Origin of the sequence: Acinetobacter pittii ANC 4050, from assembly GCF_000399685.1 — a bacterium.
GTDB classification, from domain to species: domain Bacteria; phylum Pseudomonadota; class Gammaproteobacteria; order Pseudomonadales; family Moraxellaceae; genus Acinetobacter; species Acinetobacter pittii_E.
On sequence record NZ_KB976987.1, the window covers coordinates 1 to 26,681 of the forward strand.

The 26,681-nt window shown below is 39.1% G+C and carries 19 protein-coding genes, 1 tRNA gene and 3 pseudogenes; 13 read left to right on the top strand and 10 right to left on the bottom strand.

From position 1 onward, the window contains the following. From F931_RS04025 to F931_RS04035, 4 genes and pseudogenes are all read left to right on the top strand, one after another. Window positions 1–5,265: pseudogene (locus F931_RS04025) on the top strand (beta strand repeat-containing protein); the annotation flags it as partial. A gap of 165 nt (window positions 5,266–5,430) precedes the next feature. Continuing rightward, entirely contained in the window at window positions 5,431–5,739 is a 309-nt protein-coding gene (locus F931_RS22670; protein ID WP_416376698.1) for a type I secretion C-terminal target domain-containing protein, read from the top strand. A gap of 145 nt (window positions 5,740–5,884) precedes the next feature. Further along, the gene (locus tag F931_RS04030) at window positions 5,885–7,540 is read left to right on the top strand and encodes a glycoside hydrolase family protein (RefSeq protein ID WP_016140169.1); all 1,656 of its coding nucleotides are present in this window, start codon (window positions 5,885–5,887) and stop codon (window positions 7,538–7,540) included. Next, window positions 7,537–9,267 (top strand): CapA family protein, encoded by a 1,731-nt coding sequence (locus F931_RS04035; RefSeq protein WP_016140170.1) that lies wholly within the window; start codon window positions 7,537–7,539, stop codon window positions 9,265–9,267. Before F931_RS04030 ends, F931_RS04035 begins: the two co-directional genes overlap by 4 nt. Window positions 9,268–9,273: 6 nt before the next feature. Here the strand turns inward: F931_RS04035 and F931_RS04040 are convergent, their stop codons facing one another. After that, window positions 9,274–9,990: a hypothetical protein gene (locus F931_RS04040; RefSeq protein WP_016140171.1), complete on the bottom strand. Its 717-nt coding sequence runs from the start codon at window positions 9,988–9,990 to the stop codon at window positions 9,274–9,276. An 81-nt stretch (window positions 9,991–10,071) separates the two neighbouring features. Between F931_RS04040 and F931_RS04045 the strand changes: the two genes are divergently transcribed. After that, window positions 10,072–10,401 carry an MGMT family protein gene (locus tag F931_RS04045; protein ID WP_079748510.1) on the top strand — a complete coding sequence of 110 codons (330 nt, stop codon included), beginning with the start codon at window positions 10,072–10,074 and terminating at the stop codon, window positions 10,399–10,401. A 176-nt stretch (window positions 10,402–10,577) separates the two neighbouring features. Here F931_RS04045 and F931_RS04050 read toward each other — a convergent pair whose 3' ends face one another. The 3 genes from F931_RS04050 to yjgH all read right to left on the bottom strand — a co-directional run bounded on the left by F931_RS04050 (window position 10,578) and on the right by yjgH (window position 12,275). Then, the gene (locus F931_RS04050) at window positions 10,578–11,015 is read right to left on the bottom strand and encodes a universal stress protein (protein WP_016140173.1); all 438 of its coding nucleotides are present in this window, start codon (window positions 11,013–11,015) and stop codon (window positions 10,578–10,580) included. A 123-nt stretch (window positions 11,016–11,138) separates the two neighbouring features. Beyond that, window positions 11,139–11,771 carry a CatB-related O-acetyltransferase gene (locus F931_RS04055; RefSeq protein WP_016140174.1) on the bottom strand — a complete coding sequence of 211 codons (633 nt, stop codon included), beginning with the start codon at window positions 11,769–11,771 and terminating at the stop codon, window positions 11,139–11,141. Window positions 11,772–11,882: 111 nt separating this feature from the next. Beyond that, the gene (gene yjgH, locus F931_RS04060; protein ID WP_016140175.1) at window positions 11,883–12,275 is read right to left on the bottom strand and encodes a RidA family protein; all 393 of its coding nucleotides are present in this window, start codon (window positions 12,273–12,275) and stop codon (window positions 11,883–11,885) included. Between the two features lie 139 nt (window positions 12,276–12,414). Between yjgH and acnR the strand changes: the two are divergent. Then, window positions 12,415–13,048, top strand: a pseudogene (acnR, locus tag F931_RS04065) (TetR/AcrR family transcriptional regulator). 34 nt (window positions 13,049–13,082) lie between these two features. Here acnR and greA read toward each other — a convergent pair. From greA to carA, 3 genes are all read right to left on the bottom strand, one after another. Further along, window positions 13,083–13,559, bottom strand: a complete 477-nt coding sequence (greA, locus tag F931_RS04070; RefSeq protein ID WP_016140177.1) for a transcription elongation factor GreA — start codon at window positions 13,557–13,559, stop codon at window positions 13,083–13,085. 88 nt (window positions 13,560–13,647) lie between these two features. After that, complete coding sequence (gene carB, locus F931_RS04075; RefSeq protein ID WP_016140178.1) at window positions 13,648–16,878, bottom strand: carbamoyl-phosphate synthase large subunit; 3,231 nt, start codon at window positions 16,876–16,878, stop codon at window positions 13,648–13,650. A 14-nt stretch (window positions 16,879–16,892) separates the two neighbouring features. Next, complete coding sequence (carA, locus tag F931_RS04080) at window positions 16,893–18,032, bottom strand: glutamine-hydrolyzing carbamoyl-phosphate synthase small subunit (protein ID WP_016140179.1); 1,140 nt, start codon at window positions 18,030–18,032, stop codon at window positions 16,893–16,895. A gap of 136 nt (window positions 18,033–18,168) precedes the next feature. Between carA and F931_RS21830 the strand changes: the two are divergent. Continuing rightward, window positions 18,169–18,315: pseudogene (locus F931_RS21830) on the top strand (hypothetical protein); the annotation flags it as partial. 29 nt (window positions 18,316–18,344) lie between these two features. Next, complete coding sequence (locus tag F931_RS04085) at window positions 18,345–18,932, top strand: hypothetical protein (protein WP_016140180.1); 588 nt, start codon at window positions 18,345–18,347, stop codon at window positions 18,930–18,932. A 58-nt stretch (window positions 18,933–18,990) separates the two neighbouring features. On the opposite strand, the gene F931_RS04090 is transcribed toward F931_RS04085, so the two are convergent. Together F931_RS04090 and yhbY are read right to left on the bottom strand one after the other, a co-directional pair. Further along, window positions 18,991–19,527, bottom strand: coding sequence for a DOMON-like domain-containing protein (locus F931_RS04090; RefSeq protein ID WP_016140181.1), 537 nt, complete (start codon window positions 19,525–19,527; stop codon window positions 18,991–18,993). A 16-nt stretch (window positions 19,528–19,543) separates the two neighbouring features. Continuing rightward, window positions 19,544–19,867, bottom strand: a complete 324-nt coding sequence (yhbY, locus tag F931_RS04095) for a ribosome assembly RNA-binding protein YhbY (RefSeq protein ID WP_002115576.1) — start codon at window positions 19,865–19,867, stop codon at window positions 19,544–19,546. 199 nt (window positions 19,868–20,066) lie between these two features. Here yhbY and rlmE point away from each other — a divergent pair, with 199 nt between their 5' ends. The 4 genes from rlmE (at window position 20,067) to F931_RS04115 (ending at window position 24,179) form a co-directional block, all read left to right on the top strand. Next, window positions 20,067–20,717, top strand: a complete 651-nt coding sequence (gene rlmE, locus F931_RS04100) for a 23S rRNA (uridine(2552)-2'-O)-methyltransferase RlmE (RefSeq protein WP_000235573.1) — start codon at window positions 20,067–20,069, stop codon at window positions 20,715–20,717. A 133-nt stretch (window positions 20,718–20,850) separates the two neighbouring features. Beyond that, entirely contained in the window at window positions 20,851–22,746 is a 1,896-nt protein-coding gene (gene ftsH / locus F931_RS04105) for an ATP-dependent zinc metalloprotease FtsH (RefSeq protein WP_005803954.1), read from the top strand. 133 nt (window positions 22,747–22,879) lie between these two features. Beyond that, the gene (gene folP / locus F931_RS04110; protein WP_016140182.1) at window positions 22,880–23,731 is read left to right on the top strand and encodes a dihydropteroate synthase; all 852 of its coding nucleotides are present in this window, start codon (window positions 22,880–22,882) and stop codon (window positions 23,729–23,731) included. 133 nt (window positions 23,732–23,864) lie between these two features. Then, entirely contained in the window at window positions 23,865–24,179 is a 315-nt protein-coding gene (locus tag F931_RS04115; RefSeq protein WP_016140183.1) for a DUF5713 family protein, read from the top strand. Window positions 24,180–24,537: 358 nt separating this feature from the next. Here F931_RS04115 and F931_RS04120 read toward each other — a convergent pair. Further along, window positions 24,538–24,623, bottom strand: a tRNA-Leu gene (locus F931_RS04120). A 196-nt stretch (window positions 24,624–24,819) separates the two neighbouring features. Between F931_RS04120 and phoD the strand changes: the two genes are divergently transcribed. Next, window positions 24,820–26,583 carry an alkaline phosphatase D family protein gene (gene phoD, locus F931_RS04125; RefSeq protein WP_016140184.1) on the top strand — a complete coding sequence of 588 codons (1,764 nt, stop codon included), beginning with the start codon at window positions 24,820–24,822 and terminating at the stop codon, window positions 26,581–26,583. Window positions 26,584–26,681: the final 98 nt, after the last annotated feature.

The window sequence follows — 26,681 nt, forward strand, 5'->3', positions numbered from 1 at the left end:
AATGTGAACGGTACTAACTACACCGTGACAGCAACTGACCTTGCCAACGGCTTCATCACAGCAGCTCTCGCCGCAACAGCAGCAGATCCTGTGACTGGTCAGATTGTGATTCATGCTGAGGCTGTAGATGCTCAAGGTAACGTGGATGCTGCTGATGCTGATGTAACAGTAACACTCGATGTTACTCCACCAGATATCACTACAACTGTGTTAGCAATTGACCCAGTTACTGCTGACAACATACTGAATGCAGTAGAAGCAGGTGGTCCGGTGACCTTAACAGGTACCTTGACCAACATTCCTACAGATGCTGCAACAACAGAGGTTGTGGTGACTGTAAATGGTGTTGATTATACTGCAACCGTGGATGCAACAACGGGTCTTTGGACCGTTGATGTAGCTGGTAGTGGCCTTGCTGCAGATCCAGACTTAACAGTTGATGCAGTAGCAACCTTTACCGATGCGGCGGGTAACCCAAGCACAGTAGCGGATACACAAAGCTATACTCTTGCGGGTTCTATCCCTGCATTTGACAACACTGATCATGCAGTTCTTAGTCCGAAACCAGCTCTTGTTGGTGATGATGTAAGCCTAGGCAGTACTTCTTATTTAGTACTTACATCTGTAGCAGGCTTAGACCTTCAACTTGGTGGTAATTCTCTAGGATTTACTGTCGCTGATGGTCATGAAGGTGATGTCACTTTCCAATATAGTGGCTTAATCGACGCAGCTGTACTTTCTGACTACAAGCTAGTAGTTCAGAAATTCAATACAGCAACTAACCAATGGGAATCTATCCATGGGGATGCTGATTCATCTTTAATTAGCTTGCACTTGTTAGGTATTGGTACAGGTAATGTTCCTGGTGCAGTCCTTGATGGTTTAGATGCGGGTCAATACCGCGCATTCTTAGCCTACGATGGATTGTTAGGAGTTGGCGTATTAGGTACTCTTTCTGCCACTATGGATGATTATGACTTGTCTGTAGCAGGTGGATATGAAATTGGTAATGCTGAAGGTAACGTGATTACTGATCCGGATCCAACAACAGGTCAAATCGATCAAGTAACTCCAGATACTTTTGTTTCATCAGTAAATGGTCATGCGATTGATGCTGATGGTGAGACATTTGCAGGTACTTACGGAACAATTACTTTCTATCAAGATGGTAGTTATGTTTACGTACCAAATGCAGATGGTTCTGGTGTAGGTCAAACTGATGTATTCACATATACGTTAACTGACTCAGTAACTGGAGCAACTGGACAAGCTAATCTTAATATCGTGTTTGATTCGATTCGTGCAGCGGATAATCTTGTTGAGGTTGAACTCAATCCACAATATCAATTGGTGGGTACAGAGACTGATTCGGCATTCTATGGTGTTCTATTAAATGTTGGAAATATTGTTGACTTACAACTCCTCACTGTAGATACAGTTGACTTTACTATCGCTGCTGGTCAGGAAGGCGTTGCAACATTCAACTTCAATAGTTTGATTGGTGCATCTGCTTTAGGTGATTACAATGTTGTGTTGCAAAAATACAATGATGCGACAGGACAATGGGAAGCTGTGAATGGTACAGGTGATCGTTCATTATTGAATTTAACCTTACTAGGCACTACACCGACAGCACAGATTGCAGGACTTACTGAAGGCGAATATAGAGCATTCTTGTCATTCAGTGGTGCAGTGGGTGGCGCACTCGCAGTAACATTAAACGGCAGTGTAGATGTTTATAACCCTGCGGTTATTACTGGTTACGATGTTGTGGCAGCTCATGGCAATCTAATCTCTGATCCAAATACAAATGGTGATGTTGATATTGCTACACCTAACAGTATTATTAGTGAAGTCAATGGCATTGCAATTGGAGCATCTCCAACTGAAATTATCGGTGCTCACGGTACTTTACTCATCTATGCAAATGGTGATTACACCTATACACCAAATGCTGATAGTGCTGGTTTAGGTCAGGTTGATCAATTTACCTATACCTTGTTAGACCCTGCTTCTAATACAACTTCACAAGCTACGTTCTATGTACATCTAGATAGTAAAGCTGTGGATATGAATTGGGATGCAGCTGATCCATCACAACCTGCTACTGTAACAATTACAGCAGTGGATGATGCTGTAAATGCTGCAATTGCTGCTGAGCCTCATTTAATTGAGGATGACAGAGCATTGGGTAGCGCAAGTTACCTTGCATTGTTATCGTTGGCCGGTATCAATCTACAAGCTCCTTTACCATTCGTGAATAGTACTGTGGAGTTCAATGTAGGCGCTGGTGAAAACGGAACTGCAACCTTCAAATACAGCAGTTTAATCAATGAAGGAGCGCTTGGTGATTACCAACTTGTAGTACAAAAATTCAATACTGCTACTAATAGTTGGGAGTCAATTACTGGTAGTAGTGAAGCTTCCTTGTTGAACTTGAGTGTATTGGGTATAGGGGTGAATGCGACACCAGGAGCGGTTGTTGAAGGACTTGATGAAGGTCAATATCGTGCCTTTATGACATACAACGGCCTATATGGTAAGAGTATCCTAGGCACATTGTCTGGTACGATGGATGTTTATGATCCAAATCAAATTGACTTTACTGGTCTAGCAACAGAAGGCAATGTGATTACCGGACTTGGCGTAGGCACAAATGCCGATACAGTAACGGGCTTCACAATTGTTGATTCGGTTACTGTGAACGGTGTGACTACGAATGTTGATCCAAATACTGGCACAACTATTCAAGGTCAATACGGTACGCTTCAAATATTCGCAAATGGTGATTACAGCTATACACCGACTAATACCAATGCCAATCTAGGTCTAGTTGATCACTTCACTTATACATTGTCTGACCCTATGGGAGGCAATATTAGTGCAAGCCTAGACTTTACAATTGGTAATAGTACTCCAATCATCGCGGTTGATGACTTGGCTGTAGCAGTCATTAATCCAGAGTATTTACAACTCCAAAATGATGTGGCGGTAGGTAGTACTACGTATCTAGCATTATTGTCATTGACTGATAATTTTGACTTCCAAGCTGGTGGTCAAAGCGTTAACTTTACTTTGACCGATAGCACCTTAAACGATGTGACCTTCAATTACGGTGCATTAATAGATGCAAGTCTGCTTGCTGACTATGTACTCGTGGTTCAAAAATTTGATACTGCAACGAATCAATGGGTAGCTGTGAATGGTACTGGAGATGCTGACTTACTCAGTCTTGCAGCCTTTGGTGGAAACTCAGTGACATTGGAAGGCCTAGCAGCCGGTCAATATAGAGCTTATATGACTTATGCTGGTGGTGGTGTCGGAGTTAGTGTGCTAGGTACATTGTCAGTTCAAAAAGATGTATTTGATGCGACAAATATCACAGGCTACAGTACGCAAGTCGCTGAAGGTAACGTTATCCATGATGTTGGCCTAAATGGACACGCAGATACTGCTTCTGGTTTCAGTACAGTGACTAGCGTTGACTTTAATGGCACGACATTTGCGGTTAATGCGACAGGTGTAACAACAATTGTGGGTGACCACGGTACATTGTCAATCTACGCTAATGGTAATTACAGCTATGAACCAAATGGTGAGGCTGCAAGTCTTGGTCAAGTTGATCAATTTACGTACACCTTGTCAGATGGTGTAAATACATCGCAAGCGACCTTGTATCTACATATTGATAGTGATGCTATTGATATGACTTGGAATACAAGTGACCCATCACAACCTGCAACAATTAATGCTGTAGATGCAATCGATAATGTGGTTTCTGCTGGTGTAGATATCGTTCCTCAAGCCACATTCGATGTAGCTATAGGCTCTGCAACTTATCTAGCATTGCTAGGAATTACAGAGGACTTTAATGTACCGGTATTAGGAACACCAAGTGTTGGATTTACAATTGACGCTGGTCATGAAGCTGAAGTTACCTTCTCATATGGTGCATTGCTATCAGTATCATTATTGAATGATTACAAAGTGGTATTGCAACAAAAAGGTGCCGATGGTTCTTGGTACAATATTGATGGCGGTACAAGTACTGGGTTACTCAACATTGGCGTATTGGGCAGTGGTGGCTTCGGTGCAACGGTTCAACTCGATCAAGGTGAATACCGAGCATTTATGGTTTACACCGGCTTAGGTTTGGGCTTACTAGGTACAATGAGTGTAGTGAAAGATGACTTTGATTACACAGTTGCTTCTACTAATACAGCAGTAGTTGCAGAGGGTAATGTACTGACTGATGATGTAACGACATTAGCTACTCAGGTTACAACCGTAACTTCTGAGGTAGTGGGTGCTCTACCACAAACAGTAGGAACAGATACAGTTATAAGCGGTGCATACGGTACATTGGTGATTTCTACAAATGGTCACTACACCTATACACCAAATACAGCTGATCTGAGTGCAATTGGTAAAGTGGATTCATTCACTTACACAATTCGTGATGCAATAACAGGAACTACTGATACTGCAACATTACATGTTCAGGTAGGTTCTCCAGACGTTACAGTGACTTGGAATACTGCAGATCCTTCAGTAGATGGTATTGTTCCTGCACCTATCGCAAATCCGGATGAGATTACGGTCAACAGCATTTTAGTGAATGCAATGACTAATATTGATCCGCTTGATAATGGTCAAGGTTCGTTTAGTACACCACTAGGTACTCCGCTCACTCCTCGAACTGGCACAATGACATACAACTTCACAGTTGATGCCAATGATATGAGTGATGTCACAATTTACGCAGTTCCTGGTGCAGGTTTGAGTGTGTTACCTTCTTACACAATCACTGTAACGAATAGTGCAGGAGTTGTGGTTGGTACAGTAACGGGTACTTCTCTAGCAAATGCTGTAAGCCTATTAGATGGCGGTGTTCGTTTGACCTTAAATGATTTAGAAGCTGGTACATACACAGCGACTATCTCTAGTCGAAACATCTTAGGCCTTGGTTATACCACTTCAGTATATATGGGCGAAACAATCACTCACCTAGATAGCTATGACTATACTGGTGCTAATGGTGGAGTGGTTTCTGGTAATGTACTGGAGGGTGATGCAATTGGAGGAGTTGCTGACATCGCTGAGGGTTCTCAACTATATGTATTGAATACCACAACTGGTACATATGAACTTGCTTTAGGTCAAGCTATCGATACAGGTACAGGAACGCTACATATGTATGCGAATGGTTCGTATACATATCTGCCAAGTACTTCTTCGACAGCGGCATCTGACGTAATTGAATATAAACTGGTATCAGGAATAACTGGTCAGGAATCTTCATCTAGCTTGACAATCAATCTAGATAAAGAATTTAACCTCAGCACGGGCGATGATATTGTAGTTAGCTCAGCTGGCCAAGATGTTCTTAACAGTAATGCAGGTGGTTCAGATACTTTAGTCTTTAATGTATTGAATAATGCTGATAATGCTGGTGGCAATGGTGTAGATACCTGGAATAACTTCCACGTAGGGCCAACTGCTTCCGATGCTGATGCTGACAAAATTGATATAAGTAGCCTATTGGTTGGTTACACTGGAAATGGTACTGCAGCATCATTTGCTGGATACCTCACAGTGACTTCTGATGGTACAAATACAACTGTTAGTATTGATCGTGACGGAGCTGGAACAACTTATGCTACAACAGATTTACTTGTATTAAATAATACTGATACAACCCTAGATCAATTGTTGCAAAACAATCAAATCATTTTCTAATCTGATAAGTGATTTATAAAAAAAAGAGCCTTCGGGCTCTTTTTTTACGTCTAAACAATACGTTAACTTAGCTTTTTACATGTTCATGTTATGATGCATTGAAAACTTTATAGAACAACAAATAACGGATAGGGACTGATTTCGAGTGACAGCATTTTTAAACTTCCAAAGACAACTGAACCTTTGGTTAGAACATATCGCTCCCCATGTTTCAGATCTTCAGAAAGAAACAATTTTATTTATATCATTTGGTCCCAAAGACCAAAGATGTAACGTATGGCATAGTAAAAAGACAAGCTTTTCACAAGCAAAAAAAGAATTATTAGATTTCATTAATGATCAGTTTGCACAGGAAACACTTACTGATTATATAAAAATTGATGTTGCATATAATTTAGCAAGACAAGCTTGGAAAGTAGTAGAGCAGCAGATCCATCATCAATTTCATAACAACCACTATCGTCGAGGTATTGGATTTGATGAACAATGTTCGGTTGCATTTCTTGAGCAAGAGATTTATGGAAAAGCCATCATTCGAGGTTTGAGCTATGACAAACCCAATTTTTTTGATGAAACAAACCTAAATTACGCAGTTAAGCAAAAATATAATACGACTAAACCACAGATTAAATTACAAGAATTACAAGACATTTGGACTTTTGATACCTATGCAGCATTTTATGAAAATGAGCAATTCATTAATTTAGCGAGCCGCTATGATGCGAATGGTATTAGAGCGATTTCAAGCAATAAGAAACAGCATTTTCAGTCGTTAATTGAAAAAAATTCGGCATTTTTGCATGATCAGATTCAAGAAAATGGCAAATTTATCTATGGCTATTTTTCTGCTTATGATCGGGACATCCGTAACTATAATACGGTACGCCACTGTACCTCGGTATATGCGTTGCTAGAAACATTTGAAGTGCAGAGCAAGCCAGAGTATTGGCCCAAGATACATGCTGCCATCCAATATGCGCTGACCAACTTTTATAAAGAAAAAGACTCTGAAACCAGTTTTATGATTGATGGTAAAGAAGGGGAGTTTGAAATTAAATTAGGGGCCAATGCAGCTGCTATTTTAATGTTAACTAAATATCAAGAAATTACTCAAAAAAATGATTATCAAAAATATGCAGAAAAACTAGCAAATGGTATTTTAAAATTAGTCGATTCAAATGGCTCAACCACTCATGTATTAAATTATCCAGATTATGATTTAAAAGAAAAATTCAGAATTATTTATTATGATGGTGAAGCTGCTTTAGCTTTATTAAGGTTATATCAAATTAATCAAAATTCTAGTTTATTAGAAACTGTTAAATTAATGTTTGAATATTTTATTGAAAATAGATATGAAAAATATCATGACCACTGGTTAAGTTATTGTACAAATGAACTCACTAAAATATGCCCTGAAGATAAATATTTTATTTTTGGTTTAAATAATTATTTAAAACATTTTATTTTTATTCGAAATCGAAAAACGACCTACGCAACTTTATTAGAAATGTTAATGGCTGCTTATAAAATGGTGAACCGTTTAAAAGAGCAGGGCCGAACGGTACTTTTTGAGCAGGCTTATATGTCTGAGCTTCAAAAGCTAATTGAGTTTAGAGCTGATTTCCAAACCACAGGCTTTTTTTATCCGGAAATGGCGATGTATATGGCGCGGCCAGATAAAATTTTACATGCATTCTATATCCGCCATGATCGTTTTCGAGTAAGGATTGATGACCAAGAACATAATTTATCAGGCTATATCGCCTATGTAAAAGATTACAATGGTGATGAGTCATGAAGTATCAACCCGTTGAAATCAAGTTATTAGCTCATATCGACACTACAAATTTTGATGAAGCTGTATGGCAATTCGAAGTTGATGATGATATTTCAACGCTCTTACTCATCGACTATGCACTAGAACAATTTCAACAAAAAAAAGTACAGGCTCAAGACGTCTATGTCGTGCCACAAAAAATGAGTGAGCGAATTGGACAGCAAAGCTTAGGTTTAGAAACATCTGAAAGTTATACATTTACCGAGTTATTGCAGTTCTTAATTTTTACTCAAGCAGCAGATGTAAAAGATGCTTTAAGTAAGATGCTCTGCGGTACAAATGAGCAAGCATCTTTAATTTTCTCTAAAAGAGCCGCTACCCATAACTTAACCCTAAAAAATGCAGGTGTCCAAAATCAGTTAAAGCATTTGTTTTTATTGCTTAGAAAAATTTTTAGTTACCCAATTGAAATAAAAAAACTTTTTTTTATTAAGGAACTTATTTTTAAAGGAAAGTCCTATTTTCCTCAGACCTCATTAATGGCACAGAACGTAGTAGAGGTCTTATATCTTACAAACTCATTTAGAAAAATTTATCTTACTTTCTTTGAAGAAAACCAAACGATTGGTTTCTTTTTATTTTTAGATGATATTCATCGTGCTGAGCACTTGATTCCTTACTATCATTGTTTTCAAGCACAGAATGTAAAACCTAAAGTTTGCTCTGCTCCGAGTGGCATTATTAACATTTTGGGGGATACCTACTTTGGGGAAATCTACACTGAAAAGCGTAAGGTGAGAGGACAAACGGACGCTCTGCAGCAATATGGGTATGACTATTCATTCGATAAAATAAAAGCCTTTTTAGGCGAAAATGACCTAAATATTGCTAACTTTGAAGCGGTCTTTGCTTTAGAAACTCAATCTCCTTTAGCACATAAAAAGCCATTCATTCTTAAAGCTGATGTTGAACAAACATTAGGTGCGTTCAAAAATATTCACCTTAACCATGTTGTACTGGCAAATAATCATCTAAAAGATTATGGGGATCGTGGATTAATTTATACATTACAACAATTTGATCAAGCTAATATTTCTTATATTGGGGCTGGCCTAAATCAAAAAGATGCTCATAGCTACTTTGAAATCACTTTTAATAACAAGCATTACGCTATTTTTAACGGCTATTGGCACAGAGACACGGCCTATTTAGATTATGATTTTTATGCTTTAGGTCATAAAAATGGAGTTACGTGCTTAAATGGAGTTTTACTTGATCAAATAGGCCGTTATAAGCAGACTAACCCTGAGCATAAAGTTATTGTTATTTGTCATTGGGGTGTCGACTTTAAGCCCGTTACAAAAGAGCAGAGTAAACTTGCTAAGATTTTAACCCAAGCGGGTGCAGATCTTATCGTTGGTCATGGTGCTCATACTATTCAACCTATTCAGATGATCACCCAGAAGCCAGTCGTGTTTGGTATTGGCAATGCTGTCTTTAATAGTAATGGTGAATATGACGCACACAATGCTTTACCTTATGGTTGTATAGCAAGGTTAGATTTGTCAAAAGATCAGCTGCGTTTATATCCGATCTACACTAATAATCTGAAAACATTTTGGCAACCGTATCCAGTCAATGCTGAAGATTTCTTAAAGGCCAGTAGTTACATGACAACTCTACTAGCCCAAGAAAATTATTACACGGCACAAGATGATTTCGGTTTTTACGTTGAAATGAGTTTTTAATAAAGTTTATGGATAGCGTTGATAGTTTTCTAAAATTGTTTGAAGTTGTACGGGCGTAAAACCTAAATTTCTAAGTCCACCACTACCAAGTTTACATTCTGCGCTCGTCATGATGTTGGTTGACGTACGTTTAGTTGCGTTCGGTGCACATACATGTTTTAGTCCAAACACATGGCCCATCTCATGTACGCTACCCGCCTGAATATTATAATTGAGACGGTTCCAGTCTAATAAAACAAAAGGTTTACCATTATTGCGAAACGCTCTACTCGTTACATCCTCAAATTTCCACTTCGTTGAGTAGGCATCATAAATGAAAACAATAACCTCTTTGCTCGCAGTCCGCTTAGGAAAACAGGTATTTACACTTGCAGGAATGGTCTCGGTAGTAATTGGGTAAGGCTGATTAATCTGTTGTTTTAAATCACAGCGTAATTTTGAGAACTCTTCATAAGGGATATAACGATGTAATTTAAACTTGAAAATTTTATTATTTTTATCATCAACATAATATCTATTTAGTATTTTAATTTCCTTACGCATCTGTTGATAATTATCAAACTTCGTCGCTTCTGGTGTATTGGTTGTAAAAACAAAAGTGACTGGAACAATAGGGCGACCATCTATAGATACTTTAGGGGGTTCTCCTGATGTAAAAGGAGGACGTGTAGTACAAGAAACGCATAGTAAAGTTCCAGTAACCACCAGTAATATTTTTTTCATGCAGATCTCCCTCAAGCCCACCTTGGATTGCATTTAGTTTTGGTCAAAAATTTTTATATGATATGAATTATGTCAATTTTTATGGAGTCCATTTTGACAACTCAGTATGAACTACATCGACAGATTTTAGAAGTCATTGCTTTGATTCCTTACGGAAAAGTTGCGACTTATGGGCAAGTTGCTCGTATGGCAGGATTACCTAAACATGCAAGATTGGTGGGCTATGTTTTAAAACATCTTGAAGCTGATCATCAAGTTCCTTGGTATCGTGTGATTAACTCTCAAGGCAAAATTAGCCTAAGTAAATTTAATGAAAAGGGCGAAAATATTCAGCAATTAAAGTTGGAAGCTGAAGGCGTCTATTTGTTAAATGGTAAAGTTAACTTAAAGCAGTTTGCTTGGCAGCCTTAATGTTCAGATTAGAGCCTAATTACACATGAAAAAGAATGATAAACGGTTTAGTGGAGCAATATGATTTTTAAGTTTGATGGCACAGATGAGTTATGCTGAAAAAGGGAAGCTTTAACTCAACCTTTTAAGATATAAAAGCCTATCTTGCTCAATTTAGCCAGACAGGCAATCTTGCATTAGCGCACAATTAAAACAGGAATATGGCTTTCACCTAAGACTTTTTGTGCCACACTTCCTAATACAAGTTTTCGAACCCCTGTGCGACCATGTGAGCCCATAACAATTAGATCTGCATTTAAATCTTGGGCAGCCTGAATAATTTCCTCATGTACGACAAAACCTTCCAGTAATTTAGTTTCAACAGTAAGGCCTTCATTAGAAAATTGTTGTTTTGCTTGTTCTAAAATATCAAGTAAATAAGTTCGTGTGCGTTCAATCAGCTCATTGGTTTCACCAGTTTTTACATAGGCATCAGCAATAAATGGATCAAGTGCCATCACCTGTACAACTGTAATTTTGCTATTTAGCGCTTTTCCCAGTTTGATTGCCTCTTTCATGGCAACCATAGACGTTTCAGAACCATCAATTGGTACAAGAATATGTTGATATAACATGAGTATTTTCCTTATTGTAATGATGCTTATTTATTAATACTTTAAACTTATTTTTTGACGATTTAAATTCAAGCGCGTAATCATTTGTGGCTTTATAACAACAAATTTTTGTAGATATATTTTTTATAAAATACGCAAATTTTCTACATGTGCAGATAAAGCATCTATATCATCAGATTGTAAATATTCGCGTATTTTTAAAATTTGCTTCTCATCTAAGTCATAAAGTTTTAAAGCAAGTAATTTGTCTATTTGTTCTTGAGGAAAGCGATATTTAATAATTTTTGCAGGCACCCCTCCGACAATTGCATAAGGAGGAACATCTTTAGTTACCACAGCTCCCGTTGCGATCACTGCACCTTCACCTAGTTTGACACCTTGCATGATCATCGCACGGCTACCAATCCAGCATCCGTCAGCAATTACAGTATCACCAGCTGCCAAAAAACTTCGAGTATCAAAAGGAAAAGTTGAAATCCAGTCTGGTCTGTGAAGTTGGTTACCACCCATCATGATCACACACTCAGCGCCAAAACAAACAAAATTACCAATATAAAGCTGGTCAATTGGCTTGTCTGGAGTAGAGGGCTTATCATGTAAATAGCGCACGACACAACGTTCAAAACCCTGATCCCAATAGGCCGAATAGTAAGAATAATTTCCTTTAATATGGATATTTGGATTTCTTACAGTTTTGGAAATAAACTCAAATTCGCACCAGTGACGAATAGGGGAGCCAATTAACTTTTCAGCCATAAGGGAAATATAAAAAAGAGAATACGCCATTATACCGAATTGCGATTCAAGCTGAACCCATAATCTCAGCCCAGCCAGTGAATCAAATATTAAAGGAGGGGTTAATTTGAACTAATTATTATGAGGAATACGTGCAATGACTTTAATCTCAAAATCAAAACCCGCTAGCCAGGTTACACCAACAGCGGTCCAGTTGGGATAAGGCTTTTGTGTAAAGATCTGATTTTTAACTTTCATAATACTTTCAAACTGCCGTTCAGGATCGGTATGAAAGGTGGTGACATCAATAATATCATCGAAAGTGCAACCCGCTGCTTTCAATGTCTCTGCTAAGTTTTTAAAAGCTTGTGTTACCTGTTTTTCAAAATCAGGTACAGGCGAACCATCTTCAAGGCTACCAACCTGCCCTGAAACAAAGAGTAAGTCTTTCGATTGAATTGCGGCTGAATAACCATGCTGTTCATATAATGCATGACGCTCTTGAGGAAATATTGCAGTTCTCATCAGGTTTGTTCTCCTTCAGTATTTAAATACCAAATTAGTAAATGTTGTTCAAATTTCACATACGCCTCGTATGTAAACATAATTGACATACGAGGCGTATGTCAATTAAAATTTTTATGATGATTCCTTGGTGAAATACATGTCTGTTCGTGAACAAAAGATGGCGGAAACCCGCAAGAAACTAATTGAAGTAGCTCGTCGTGCATTTGCTGAATATGGCTATGCCGATACTTCAATGGATAAACTCACGGCAGAAGCAGGTTTGACCCGCGGGGCGTTGTACCATCATTTTGGCGATAAGCGTGGTTTATTTGCTGCAGTGGTCGATCAAATTGATTCACAAATGGCAGAATATGCCCAGCAGCATCGAGAGCAGCCTGATGATCTTTGGGGAGGATTATTACTTGAAGGGCAGACCTATATTCAAAATGCTTTGAATCCTGAGTTTCAGCGTATTGTGTTACGTGATGGACCTGCAGTGCTGGGCGATCCAGCGCATTGGCCAAGTCAAAATAGATGTCTGCAGTCTACCCGTGAGTGTGTTGAACAGCTATTGGCAGCAGAACGAATTAAAATTGTAGATCCTGAAGCGGCAGCAGTGCTTTTAAATGGTGCTGCCATGAACGCTGCATTATGGGTGGCTTCTAGTGAATATCCTGAACAGGTACTTCCTGAAGCATTAAATGCTTTTCAAATCTTTGCATCAGGCTTTTTAAAAGATACATAGTGAAATTTTTAATATTAGTCTGAAATATAAAAAACCCCTCAATTGAGGGGTCTTATAACTTAAGTATATCTATTTAAAAATTAAATATATTCTACACTTACGATTTCATATTCTACTTCGCCTTGAGGAGTAACGATTTTTACTTCATCACCTTCACTCTTGCTCAAAAGGCCACGTGCAATTGGTGAGTTCACTGAGATTTTATTGATTTTAAAATCTGCTTCATCATCACCAACAATTTTATAAGTCTTGCGTTCTTCAGTATCAAGGTTCTCAATCGTTACCGTAACACCGAATACAACACGACCGTTTTGTTCTAAGTCTTTAACATCGATGACTTGTGAAGCACCCAATTTACCTTCGATATCTTGGATGCGTCCTTCACAGAAACCTTGCTGTTCACGAGCAGCATGGTATTCTGCATTTTCTTTTAAGTCCCCATGTTCACGTGCCTCGGCAATCGCTTGAGTAATACGTGGACGTTCAACAGATTTCAGATGTTGTAATTCTTTCTCTAAGGCGATTTTACCTTCAGGGGTCATTGGATAACGTTGCATTTCGGTCCCTCTTAAGTTGAGAAAACACAGTTAAAAAAATGAAAAAATCCCGCCACCGATAAGGTGACGGGACTTATCGGTAAAAAAATTAACCTACAGTTAAATCTTGCAAGCGATATACATCCATTGGCAATTTCACAGCAAAGGCTTGGCAAACAGCTTCTGCACCATTGATTGTCGTTGTGTAATACACTTTGCCTTGTAGGGCAGCACGACGGATCATTGCAGAGTCATATTGAGCCTGTTTACCTTCAGTGGTATTGACAATAAGGTGTATTTCACCATTTTTCAAGCGGTCAACAATATGTGGACGACCTTCAGTAACTTTATTTACAGATTCACATTCTAAACCTGCTTCTTTAAGCACTTGATAAGTACCACCTGTTGCAACAAGCTTGAAGCCATACGCAACTAATTTCTTAGCGATATCAGCGATGTATTTCTTGTCAGATTCACGTACTGATAAGAAAGCATGTTTTACTTCGCCTTCAGTTGGTAAACCTGGTAAGCGTTCATTTGAGCCTAAAACAGCTTTATAGAATGCTTCACCAAATGTTTTACCTACACCCATCACTTCACCTGTAGATTTCATCTCAGGTCCAAGCATTGGATCAACGCCTTGGAATTTAGCGAATGGGAAAACTGCTTCTTTCACAGCAAAGTGAGTTGGAATGATTTCTTTAGTAAATCCTTGAGATTCAAGAGATTGACCTGCCATACAACGTGCAGCAACTTTAGCTAAAGAATCACCAATACATTTCGATACGAATGGAACTGTACGTGAAGCACGTGGGTTAACTTCTAGAACGTAAATATCGTCACCTTTTACAGCGAACTGAACGTTCATCAAGCCAACAACACCAAGTTCTTTTGCCATTGCAATCGTTTGACGACGCATTTCATCCTGAATTTCTTTTGATAAAGAATAAGGAGGAATTGAACATGCAGAGTCACCTGAGTGAATACCAGCTTGTTCGATATGCTGCATGATGCCGCCGATCACAACGTCTTTACCGTCAGATACACAGTCAACATCAACTTCAGTTGCGTCATCTAGGAAACGGTCAAGAAGAACAGGGGCTTCATTAGATGCCTGAACTGCTTCACGAAGGTAACGTTTAAGTTCTTCTTCGTTATATACGATTTCCATTGCACGACCACCTAATACATAAGATGGGCGAACAACAAGCGGATAACCTACTTTAGCAGCTTCAGAGATACCTTCTTCAGCAGATTTTACAATGCTGTTGTTTGGTTGACGAAGCTGTAAACGTTGGATCATTTGCTGGAAGCGTTCACGGTCTTCAGCACGGTCAATCGCATCTGGTGATGTACCGATAATTGGGGTACCTGCTTCTTCTAAAGCACGTGCCAATTTAAGTGGAGTTTGACCACCATACTGTACGATTACGCCTTTAGGCTTCTCGGTACGTACGATCTCAAGTACATCTTCAAGTGTTACAGGCTCGAAGTATAGACGGTCAGATGTGTCATAGTCGGTAGAAACAGTTTCAGGGTTACAGTTCACCATGATTGTTTCATAACCGTCTTCACGCATCGCTAATGCAGCGTGTACACAGCAGTAGTCAAATTCGATACCTTGACCAATACGGTTTGGACCGCCACCAATCACCATGATTTTGTCACGGTTTGATGGATTTGCTTCACATTCTTCATCGTAAGTTGAATACATGTATGCAGTACCAGACTCAAACTCTGCTGCACATGTATCAACACGTTTGTAAACTGGATAAACACCCAAGTTCCAACGTTGTTTACGGAATTGCTTTTGTGAAATGCCCATGAGGTGAGCAATACGAAGGTCAGATAAACCTTTACGCTTGAACGAACGGATGTTGTCAGCGTTTAAGTCACCAAAACCTAAAGTTTTCACTTGAGCTTCAGTTTTAACGATGTCTTGAATCTGAATAAGGAACCAACGGTCAATTTTAGTTGCTTCAAAAACTTCATCTAAAGAGAAACCGTGACGGAATGCATCCGCTACGTACCAGATACGCTCAGGACCCGGAACTTTAAGCTCTTTTAAAATAGTTTCTTTGGCATTTGTTGCACCAGCTTCGATTTTTTCATCAAAACCGCTTACACCAACTTCAAGACCACGTAATGCTTTTTGTACAGATTCTTGGAAGTTACGGCCAATTGCCATGACTTCACCAACAGATTTCATCTGAGTGGTAAGAACTGGTTCTGCTTGTGGGAATTTCTCGAAGTTAAAACGAGGAATCTTAGTTACAACATAGTCAATTGATGGTTCGAAGCTTGCAGGAGTGATACCGCCAGTGATGTCATTTTTCAATTCATCAAGGGTATAACCAACAGCAAGTTTTGCTGCGATTTTAGCAATTGGGAAACCTGTTGCTTTAGAAGCAAGCGCAGATGAACGAGATACACGAGGGTTCATCTCGATCACAACCATACGTCCGTCTTTCGGGTTAATACCGAACTGAACGTTAGAACCACCTGTCTCAACACCAATTTCACGAAGAACTGCAACTGAAGCATTACGCATCAATTGATATTCTTTGTCAGTTAATGTTTGAGCTGGTGCTACAGTAATAGAGTCACCAGTGTGTACGCCCATTGGGTCGAAGTTTTCGATCGCACATACGATAATACAGTTGTCGTTTTTGTCACGAACAACTTCCATTTCGTATTCTTTCCAGCCAATTAATGATTCATCAATCAATAACTGGTGAGTAGGAGAGAGGTCGAAACCACGTTCACAGATCTCAAGGAATTCTTCACGGTTATATGCAATACCGCCACCCGAACCGCCCATTGTGAATGATGGACGGATAATTACTGGGAAACCAAAGCGTGACTGGATTTCTAAAGCTTCTTCCATTGTTTCAGCAATGGCAGCTTTTGGACATTCCAAGCCAATTTTACGCATAGCGATATCGAAGAGTTTACGGTCTTCGGCTTTCTCAATCGCGTCTTTAGTTGCACCAATTAATTCAACATTATATTTTTCAAGAACGCCGTGCTCATCAAGTGCAAGAGCACAGTTCAATGCAGTTTGGCCACCCATAGTTGGCAATACTGCATCTGGACGTTCTTTTTCAATGATTTGAGCAACTGTTTGCCAAGTAATCGGCTCAATATACGTTGCATCAGCCATTGATGGGTCTGTCATAATGGTTGCTGGGTTAGAGTTAACCAAAATAACACGGTAACCTTCTTCACGAAGAGCTTTACACGCTTGAGCACCTGAGTAGTCAAACTCACATGCCTGACCAATCACAATCGGGCCAGCACCAATAATTAAGATGCTTTTAATATCCGTACGTTTAGGCATTATTCGCTCCGTAATTACTGTTTAGATGCTTCAATAAGTTCGATGAAGTGATCGAACAATGGGGCACAATCATGTGGACCTGGGCTTGCTTCAGGGTGACCTTGGAAGCTGAAAGCTGGTTTGTCTGTACGGTGAATTCCTTGTAAGGTGCCATCGAACAATGATTTATGCGTTGCTTTTAAGTTAGCCGGTAAAGTTTCTGCATCTACAGCGAAACCATGGTTCTGTGAAGTAATCATCACTGTACCATCTTCAAGATTTTGTACAGGGTGGTTAGCACCGTGGTGACCATGGTTCATTTTTACAGTTTTTGCACCAGAAGCGAGTGCCAAGATTTGGTGGCCTAAGCAAATACCAAATACAGGTAATGTTGTGGTTTCAACAATAGTTTTTACAGCTTCGATTGCGTAATCACAAGCAGCTGGATCGCCTGGGCCGTTTGAAAGGAATACGCCATCTGGATTAAGTGCCAAAACTTTCTCAGCCGGAGTTTCAGCAGGTACAACAGTGAGTTTACAACCGCGGTCTGCAAGCATACGCAAGATGTTGGTTTTGACACCGTAATCGTATGCAACCACGTGATATTTTAATTCGGGTTGAGTAAAGCCTTTACCTAATACCCACGAACCTTCAGACCACTCAAAGCCTGTTGGATCACAGCATTCTTTTGCAAGATCTAAACCATTTAAACCACCAAAAGCACGAGCTTTGGCAATTGCTTCTTCTTCAGTAATATTTTCGCCAGCAAGGATGCAACCATTTTGTGCACCTTTGTCACGTAAAATACGCGTTAATTTACGTGTATCAATATCAGCAATCGCAACAACATTGTGCGCTTGTAAATATTCACTTAAAGACTGTTCAGCACGGAAGTTGCTGTGTAGTAGTGGAAGGTCACGAATAATTAAACCATTCGCCCATACTTTATGGATACGACCAGATTCAACGTCTTCCGCGTTGCAACCAGTGTTACCAATATGAGGGTAAGTTAATGTCACAATTTGTTGTGCATAACTTGGGTCAGTCAAAATTTCTTGATAGCCTGTCATGGCTGTGTTAAAAACGACTTCTCCAGTCGTACTTCCCGTTGCGCCGATTGACGTTCCTTTAAAGATCGTTCCATCTGCGAGGGCTAAAATGGCGGGGGTGCTCAAACCAAAGCTCCTGAATTTCGGCTGTAAAAAAGCGAGTAGACCCAAAAAAGATAGGCGATGTTGTGATAAAACATGCCCCTCCCTATCGGTCTGCTCGCTTGTAACTTAACAGCGCATTATACGCATGGAACCTTAAAAAGTCTATTTATTTTCTGCTAAAAAATATAATTCATTGCTTGCTTTTTACAAAAAAATTATCCACTCATCCGAATCAAGTACTTTTGATAAATTGTCTAACAATTTGCAAGGTCGATTTTTAGAACTGGATTTATTGTATTGTTAGTTAAAAAATAACCAATACGAGGAAATAGCATGAGTAATGATCAAGTTTCAAAAGATGTGAGCGAAAAAGCTCAAGCTGTAGTTGATTCAGCAAAAGCCGAGGTGAGTGAGGTGAAAGAAACCGTAGCTGCTACCACGACTAAAGCTAAAAGAGCTGTCACTGCTAAAACTGCACAAGTAAAAGAAAGTGTTGCTGAGAAAACCGAGCAGATTAAAGAAGTCGCTACAGAAGCGAAAACTCAGGTAAAAGAGGCTGTCGCGGAAACTCAAGAACAGGTCAAAGAAGTCATAAGTGAGGCTCAAGAAAAAATTGAAGCTGAAACTCATGAGTTAAATAAGAATATTCAGAATCAATTTATCCAAATTAAACAAGATATTTTGCAACGTCTAGATGTGATTAAAGCTCAGTTTAGTACTTCACAAGAAGGATTGTCTGAACTTAAAAATGCTTTGAAAGCAGAAATTAATGCTCTTATTGAAGATTTGACCAAAGTCAGTAAAGAGCTTAAAGGTGATATTAGCCAAATTTCTTTAAAGCACAAAGATTCTTTAAGCGAAAGCATTAAACGTACTAAAAATAATGCAGTCGAAGCTTGGAATAAAGCGCGAGATAATTAATAGTTCCAGTTTTTCAAAGCTATAAAAAAGCGAGAATTAATTTCTCGCTTTTTTACTTTTAAAACTGATGTAACCAGTCACGCTTATTATGGAAATCTGCACTTTTTCCACTATGCTGCATTGCATAGTATTGAATACCTTCTTTGGTTTTTAAAACTGCAGTTAAACCTAAATAAAGGTTTGCCCATTTCAAGCGATGCTGTTGCATAAATTGTCCCAAATCAAGACTAACATTTAAGCCATAATGAGTACGCTTGAGATGGTTCAGTTCAATATCGTAAGCAGCAAGGGGAGGTATACTTTCTGGATAGCGATATTCTTCAAACTGATAAGACTGCCATGCTTGAGAAGGGGAAAGGTTAATTTCCCGATAATAATCTTCATCATGCACGCCAACAAAAATTTCGAAACAAGTTTCTTCCCACAAAAAATCCTGACGAGGATGAGCCGCGACTTCTTGGGGCCAGATAATGAGTTGATTTGGATCACGAATCCAAAAACCGACATTTAAGGTGTGCGGTGTCTGCTGTTCAATTGCGCCAACAACAGAAACAGCATGAAAACGATCAAAAGCTGAAAGTTCGTAACTTGCCATAGTTTGTCAAATCAAATTAGTTTGCTAAGTGAGCGTGGCGAACAAGATTAGACAAATGCTGGTTTTGTTTAGCTGCTTTTTTGTAAAGTAAAACAATTTTACCAATCTTTTGAACAGCTTCTGCACCAGTCGCTTCTACAATTGCATCAATTACAGCAGTACGTGCTTCACGATCTTCACCGGCAACCTTAACTTTGATAAGTTCATGGTCATTTAAAGCACGAAGAGTTTCTTCGATTACAGCATCTGTTAAGCCTTGTCCACCAATCATGACAACCGGATTAAGCACATGACCAATTTGACGTAAACGTTTACGTTCATGGATAGATAAAGCGGCCATTAAAAATACCTGATTTTAAAAACGACTTAGTATAGCAAAAAACTTAAATTCAAATGTACGAAAAACTGTATAAATAATCGATTAACATTATTGAAAAAAAACTGTAAAACTTGGTGAGATTACGCTACATCCGTACTGTAATGAGAGTAATTTTCACGTACAATGAACGATCAGAAGTTTTTTTGATATTTAGTGAGTTATGGCAACACGCATTACAAACCAGAAATTGTCGAAAAGTAGTCGTGCGTGGATGAGGGAGCATCTAGACGATCCTTTTGTAAAAAAAGCACAAAAGGAAGGGTATCGTGCGCGAGCAGCCTATAAACTTCTTGAAATTCAAGAAAAATATAAGTTGATCAAGCCAGGCATGACGGTGGTAGATTTGGGTGCAGCTCCTGGTAGTTGGTCTCAAATTGCTGGCAAACTTGTGGGTAGCAAGGGATTAGTAATTGCTTCCGATATTTTGCCTATGGATGCTTTGCCTGATGTCACTTTCTTACAAGGCGACTTTAGAGAAGAAGCTGTATTTGAAAAATTGTTAAATATTTTAAATGGGCGACAAGTAGACATTGTAATTTCTGATATGGCCCCCAATACATCAGGTAATAGGGCTGTTGATCAACCTAGACAGATTTACTTATGTGAACTGGCTTTAGATTTTGCTCAAAAGGTTCTTGGTCCTAATGGACAGTTTGTGGTTAAAGTGTTCCAAGGCGCAGGATTTGATGAGTTTCGTAAACAAGTGGTTGATAGTTTTGATGTGTTAAAGACAGCAAAACCAGCAGCTTCTCGGGCGCGCTCTAAAGAAGTTTTTTTGGTTGGACAAGGGCGTAAGAAAGCATTGCAATAAAGTTTACTTGCCAAGCTCCTAAAAATTGTGCATTTTGTACTTTTAGGTTATCCGCAAGCAATACAGTTGCTGTTTTTATGACGATCGGCCAAGATTGGGCATGATCAAATTAGATCGATATGGGAATAAAGCTTTGAGCGATTACTTCAAGAATGCCGTATTGTGGCTAATAATACTTGGTGTTCTGATTTTAATTTTCAGTAATATCAGTGACCGCAATAAGCCTACTGCGATGAAATATTCAGATTTCGTTGCAGCGGTGAATGCTGGCCAAATTAAGCAAGTCACAATTGACGGTTTAAATATTAATGGTGAAAAAACTAACGGATCACAGTTTGAAACTGTTCGTCCGCAAGTTGAAGACACTGAGCTTATGCCGAGCTTAAATAAGCAAAATGTTGTTGTAGAGGGAACGGCTCCTCAACGTCAAGGCATTTTGATGCAACTTCTCATTGCTAGTTTCCCTGTACTGTTAATCATTTTGTTATTCATGTTCTTTATGCGTAACATGGGTGGTGGTGCAGGCGGAAAAAATGGACCGATGAGTTTTGGTAAATCGAAGGCGAAAATGCTTTCTGAAGACCAAATCAAAGTCAATTTTTCTGACGTCGCCGGCTGTGATGAAGCAAAACAAGAAGTTGTTGAAATTGTAGATTTCTTAAAAGACCCAGCAAAATTCAAACGTTTGGGCGCTACGATTCCTCGTGGCGTACTTATGGTTGGACCTCCTGGTACTGGTAAAACGTTATTAGCCAAAGCAATTGCTGGTGAAGCTAAAGTTCCTTTCTTCAGCATTTCAGGTTCTGACTTTGTAGAAATGTTCGTGGGTGTGGGTGCGTCTCGTGTCCGTGATATGTTCGAGCAAGCGAAGCGTCATGCGCCTTGTATTATCTTTATTGATGAGATTGATGCAGTAGGTCGTCACCGTGGTTCAGGTACAGGTGGTGGTCATGATGAGCGTGAGCAAACCTTAAACCAAATGCTCGTAGAGATGGATGGTTTTGAAGGTAATGAAGGTGTAATCGTAATTGCTGCGACGAACCGTGTTGATGTGCTGGATAAAGCATTATTACGTCCAGGTCGTTTTGACCGACAAGTAATGGTCGGTTTACCTGACATTCGTGGTCGTGAGCAAATTCTAAATGTACATTTGAAAAAATTACCTTCAGTTACGGGTGTGGATGTTAAAGTTCTATCTCGTGGTACTCCAGGTTTCTCTGGTGCACAGTTGGCAAACCTTGTGAACGAAGCTGCATTATTTGCTGCACGTCGTAATAAGAATACTGTCGACATGCATGATTTTGAAGATGCAAAAGACAAAATCTACATGGGTCCTGAACGTAAGTCGATGGTTCTACGTGAAGAAGAGCGTCGTGCAACTGCTTATCATGAGGCGGGTCATGCGATTGTTGCTGAGATTTTGCCAGGTACAGACCCTGTTCATAAAGTAACGATTATGCCGCGTGGTTGGGCTTTGGGTGTAACTTGGCAGTTACCTGAACAAGACCAAATTAGCCATTATAAAGACAAGATGCTAAACGAAATTGCAATTTTGTTTGGTGGACGTATTGCTGAAGAAGTATTTATTCAACAGCAATCTACTGGTGCTTCAAATGACTTTGAGCGAGCTACTAAAATGGCACGTGCGATGGTTACGAAGTACGGTATGTCTGACAAAATGGGTGTCATGGTTTACGAAGATGAAAACCAAAATGGCTTCTTTGGAAATGTAGGAAGCCGTACGATTTCTGAAGCAACTCAACAGTTAGTTGATGAAGAAGTACGTCGTATTCTTGATGAGCAATACAAAGTTGCACGTAATATCTTGGAAGGTAATAAAGATATTGCACATGCAATGGTAAAAGCTTTGATGGAATGGGAAACTATTGATCGTGATCAAATCCGTGACATTATGGAAGGTCGTGAGCCACAACCACCTAAAGTATATGTTGCTGAAAACCCAGTGGCTGCATTTGAACCACCAAAAGATGGTCCATCTACACCACCACCATTGCCAGCAATGAACTAATTAGTTAATAAAAAAAGCCACAGTCATGTGGCTTTTTTTATGGGATGAATTTAATAAAAGCTGAAAACAAATCAACACTATAGATAGCTGATAATTGCTAAAATGCTTATCAGATTTTAAACCGGAGCTTTTTATGCAGTTAATGCCTTTACCTCAGCAAATTTTAGAGTGTGGACAGCTTCAGTTGGATCTATCACAGCCTCACGTTATGGGTATTTTAAATGTCACACCCGATTCTTTTAGTGATGGTGGAAAATATAATCAAGTAGATCAAGCTATTGCTCATGCGCTAGTCATGATAGAACAGGGTGCTACCATTATTGATATTGGTGGAGAATCTACTCGGCCGGGGGCGTCTGAGGTAAGTGTAGAAGAGGAAATTAGAAGAGTTGTACCTGTAGTTGAAGCTTTGGCCAAACATGATGTGATTCTATCAATTGATACAAGTCAGCCAGATGTTATTCGTGCAGCAAAAGAGGCAGGAGCACATATTTGGAATGATGTACGTGCGCTTACTCGACCAAATGCTTTAAAAACGGCAGTAGAGCTAGATATACCTGTAGTAATTATGCACATGCGTGGTGAACCCACTACGATGAATCAGCTAGACCAATATACGGACGTAACATTGGATGTTATAGCGGAGCTCCAGCAGCGCGTGAATGAGGCTTTAAAGGCAGGCGTAAAAAAACAAAATATTATTATTGATCCCGGGTTTGGTTTTGCAAAAAATGCGCAGCAAAATTTAAGACTCCTCAATGAATTTTGGAAGCTTAATGAAATGGGTTATCCAATTTTATCTGGTCTTTCTCGTAAACGTTTTATTGGTGAAGCCTTGCAAGGTGCAGCCGCAGATCAGCGCGCTGTAGGAAGCGTTACGGGGCATTTGCTGAGTATTCAGCAAGGTGCATCCATTGTTAGAGCACATGACGTGAAAACAATGACAGATGCAATACGGGTTTGGAAAGCGATGATACAAGCTTAATGAAATAGGCTGTATAGAATCAAAGGGTGACCATTAATTGATTGGGCTAGATGGCTGAGTCAGGGAAAATGATCGTTATTCTTTGAAAAATATGTTATAAGCGGCAAGTTTTTGCTGTTGTGTAAACTTTTGTATGTTCGAAGACTTACTTCTCCCAATGTTTGATGATGAATATTATCCAGATATTTTAGTCGCTGAACTCAAGCAGTTGATTGAACAATTTGCTAAAAAAGTTCAGAAACCTGCTTTAGCTGAGCAGGATATCTATCGATATGCTCATCAAACTGTTATTGAAATTAATGAAATGAAACCTCAGTTTGAGGATCTAGATTCTTCCTTGGATGATAGTGCTGCTGACTATATTGCTGAGGCAATGATGATGGTGGCACAGGATGCAGGATATTTAGACCTTGAAATGGAAGAACTGGTGATGAATCGAGAGTGGTGATTACTCTCGATTTTCTTAATTTTTAAAATTAAATTTCTATTCTGCTGTTCATTTACTTCTGCTAATATGTTGATCCAATAGTTTTTTCTTGCTGCTATAGTTCTTTAAATTGAGTAAATATCTGTTGAGGTGCTAGCTATTAGATAGTCATCTTGAGTGATAGAGCAGCCTGCAAAGTGCTAATCATTATTTTTAAACAAGATCGTACCGCTAAAAATATCTTTGGTATTTACAAGGGGTATAAAAAATTAGAGCGGATATAGATATTAATATTCTTATTATGGCTATTATTTTCATCAGACATAAAAAAACCAGCTTACGCTGGATTCTTTGTAACACCATATTCAATATTTGAAAATGGTGCCCGGGGCCGGACTCGAACCGGCACGCTTTGTGGGCGGGGGATTTTAAATCCCCTGTGTCTACCTATTTCACCACCCGGGCATGTGCGCAATAATAGAGGACAAGTGCACGATTGGCAAGAGAAAATCAGAGAGTTTGCTTTATTTTCAATCAGTTCTTGTCAGTATTTATATAAATTAACCAATTTATGTCATGATTTGTTCATTAAACTGAGATCAGTTGTTCATCTTATTTACCTAAATTTAAGACACTCATTGCTTAAAACTTAGGTAATTTTATGTCAGAGAAAATTTCACGCCGAGAATTAATTCAAAAAAGTCTATTCGGTTTTGGGGCTTTATCTTTGCCTGTCGCTTTTACAGGGTGTAATGATGGTTCCGATGATGAAAGTTCAGAGGCGCAAGTAGATTTCCTTTATGGGGTAGCAAGTGGGGATCCATTACAAGACAGAGTCATTTTGTGGACACGTGTGACGCCGACAGATTTTGGGGTGCGCCTGAAAGTAACTTGGGAAATTGCCACCGATAATCAATTTACTCAGAATTTAAAGGCTGGTACGGTTCAAACGACTAAAACTGACGATTTTACCGTGAAGGTGGATGCAACAGGTCTACAAGCGGGTACGACTTATTATTATCGCTTTCGATTTGGTAGCATAGTCTCGCCAGTAGGGCAAACAAAAACATTACCTGTAACTACCAATAAGGTCAGCTTCGCAGTATGTTCTTGTTCTAATTATCCTGCGGGTTATTTTTATGTATACCGTGAAATGGCAAAACAGAATGTGGATGTAGTTATTCATTTGGGTGATTATATTTATGAATATGGGGCTGATGGCTATGCGACAGAAGATGCTGCAAAGCTGGGCCGTACTTTGCCATCAGATAATAATAAAGAAATTATTAAATTAGATGATTATCGCAAACGTTATGCGCTGTATCGTCAAGATAAAGACTTACAGGCAGCGCATCAGCGTCATCCTTTTATTGTGATTTGGGATGATCATGAGCTAGCGAATGATACTTGGCGCGAAGGTGCAGAAAATCATCAAAGTAATGAAGGTCTTTTCTTAGAACGTAAATTAGCTGCTCTACAAGCTTATTTTGAATGGATGCCAATTCGCCCAGTTTCTAGTACCGATCATTTGAATATTTATCGTCAATTTAATTTTGGCTCATTGGTTGAGCTGACGATGCTGGATACACGTATTATTGCGCGAGATAAACAGCTTGAATATAAAGATTACATGACAGCATCTGGTTTAGATGCTCAAAAATTTCAGACTGATTTAACAGATCCAAAGCGTACTTTAATGGGACACACACAAAGAGATTGGTTGGTTGATAAATTAAATAAATCGACCGCAACATGGAATGTGATTGGTCAGCAAGTTTTAATGAGTAAAATGTGGATTCCTGCTGAATTGTTGACTTCTCTAGGGCAAATTACTTCAGGGGGAGCTTCGCCTGATATGCTAGCTAAAATGAATGCACAAATTACAGAATTAGTCACATTAAAGTTACGACTAGAGCAGGGTGATCAAACTTTAACTATTCAAGAAAAAGCGCGAGTCACAACTTTGGTTCCATATAATCTTGATGCTTGGGATGGGTACTATGCTGAGCGAGAGTTTGTGTATGATAAATTGGCAGAGTTTAATAAGAAAATTATTGTTTTGGCCGGTGACACTCATAATGCATGGACATCTTACTTATATAGCCAAAAAGGGAAGTATGTCGGTGTTGAACTGGCGACAAGTTCGGTTTCTTCACCGGGTCTTGAAAAATATTTAAGTATTCCTTTGGCTCAGTTGCAACAGTTTGAATTTGCTTTTACTACGCTTATAGATGAGTTGGCCTATTGTAATTTAAATCAGCGGGGCTATCTTGTGGTTACGCTTGATGATAAACAGGTGCAATCGGATTGGATTTTTGTAGATTCAATTAAAAATGCAGAATATAAAGTAGATTCAAGCCGAAACTATCAATTAGTGTTGGATGCGAATTTAACACCTGAAAAAGACCAGAAAAAAACTGCTTAGATATATGGGAGAAGGGGTAGTAATAAATATCCCTTTTTTTAGGCATAAAAAAACCAGCTTACGCTGGATTCTTTATTGCACCAATTTCTATACTAGAA

Bases quoted from the DNA above. Each gene is read 5' to 3' on its own strand.
- F931_RS04035 (WP_016140170.1), top strand. From the start codon at position 7,537: ATGAAGTATCAACCCGTTGAAATCAAGTTATTAGCTCATATCGACACT.
- F931_RS04040 (WP_016140171.1), bottom strand. From the start codon at position 9,990: ATGAAAAAAATATTACTGGTGGTTACTGGAACTTTACTATGCGTTTCT.
- F931_RS04045 (WP_079748510.1), top strand. From the start codon at position 10,072: ATGGAGTCCATTTTGACAACTCAGTATGAACTACATCGACAGATTTTA.
- F931_RS04050 (WP_016140173.1), bottom strand. From the start codon at position 11,015: ATGTTATATCAACATATTCTTGTACCAATTGATGGTTCTGAAACGTCT.
- F931_RS04055 (WP_016140174.1), bottom strand. From the start codon at position 11,771: ATGGCTGAAAAGTTAATTGGCTCCCCTATTCGTCACTGGTGCGAATTT.
- yjgH (WP_016140175.1), bottom strand. From the start codon at position 12,275: ATGAGAACTGCAATATTTCCTCAAGAGCGTCATGCATTATATGAACAG.
- greA (WP_016140177.1), bottom strand. From the start codon at position 13,559: ATGCAACGTTATCCAATGACCCCTGAAGGTAAAATCGCCTTAGAGAAA.
- carB (WP_016140178.1), bottom strand. From the start codon at position 16,878: ATGCCTAAACGTACGGATATTAAAAGCATCTTAATTATTGGTGCTGGC.
- F931_RS04085 (WP_016140180.1), top strand. From the start codon at position 18,345: ATGAGTAATGATCAAGTTTCAAAAGATGTGAGCGAAAAAGCTCAAGCT.
- F931_RS04090 (WP_016140181.1), bottom strand. From the start codon at position 19,527: ATGGCAAGTTACGAACTTTCAGCTTTTGATCGTTTTCATGCTGTTTCT.
- yhbY (WP_002115576.1), bottom strand. From the start codon at position 19,867: ATGGCCGCTTTATCTATCCATGAACGTAAACGTTTACGTCAAATTGGT.
- rlmE (WP_000235573.1), top strand. From the start codon at position 20,067: ATGGCAACACGCATTACAAACCAGAAATTGTCGAAAAGTAGTCGTGCG.
- folP (WP_016140182.1), top strand. From the start codon at position 22,880: ATGCAGTTAATGCCTTTACCTCAGCAAATTTTAGAGTGTGGACAGCTT.
- F931_RS04115 (WP_016140183.1), top strand. From the start codon at position 23,865: ATGTTCGAAGACTTACTTCTCCCAATGTTTGATGATGAATATTATCCA.
- phoD (WP_016140184.1), top strand. From the start codon at position 24,820: ATGTCAGAGAAAATTTCACGCCGAGAATTAATTCAAAAAAGTCTATTC.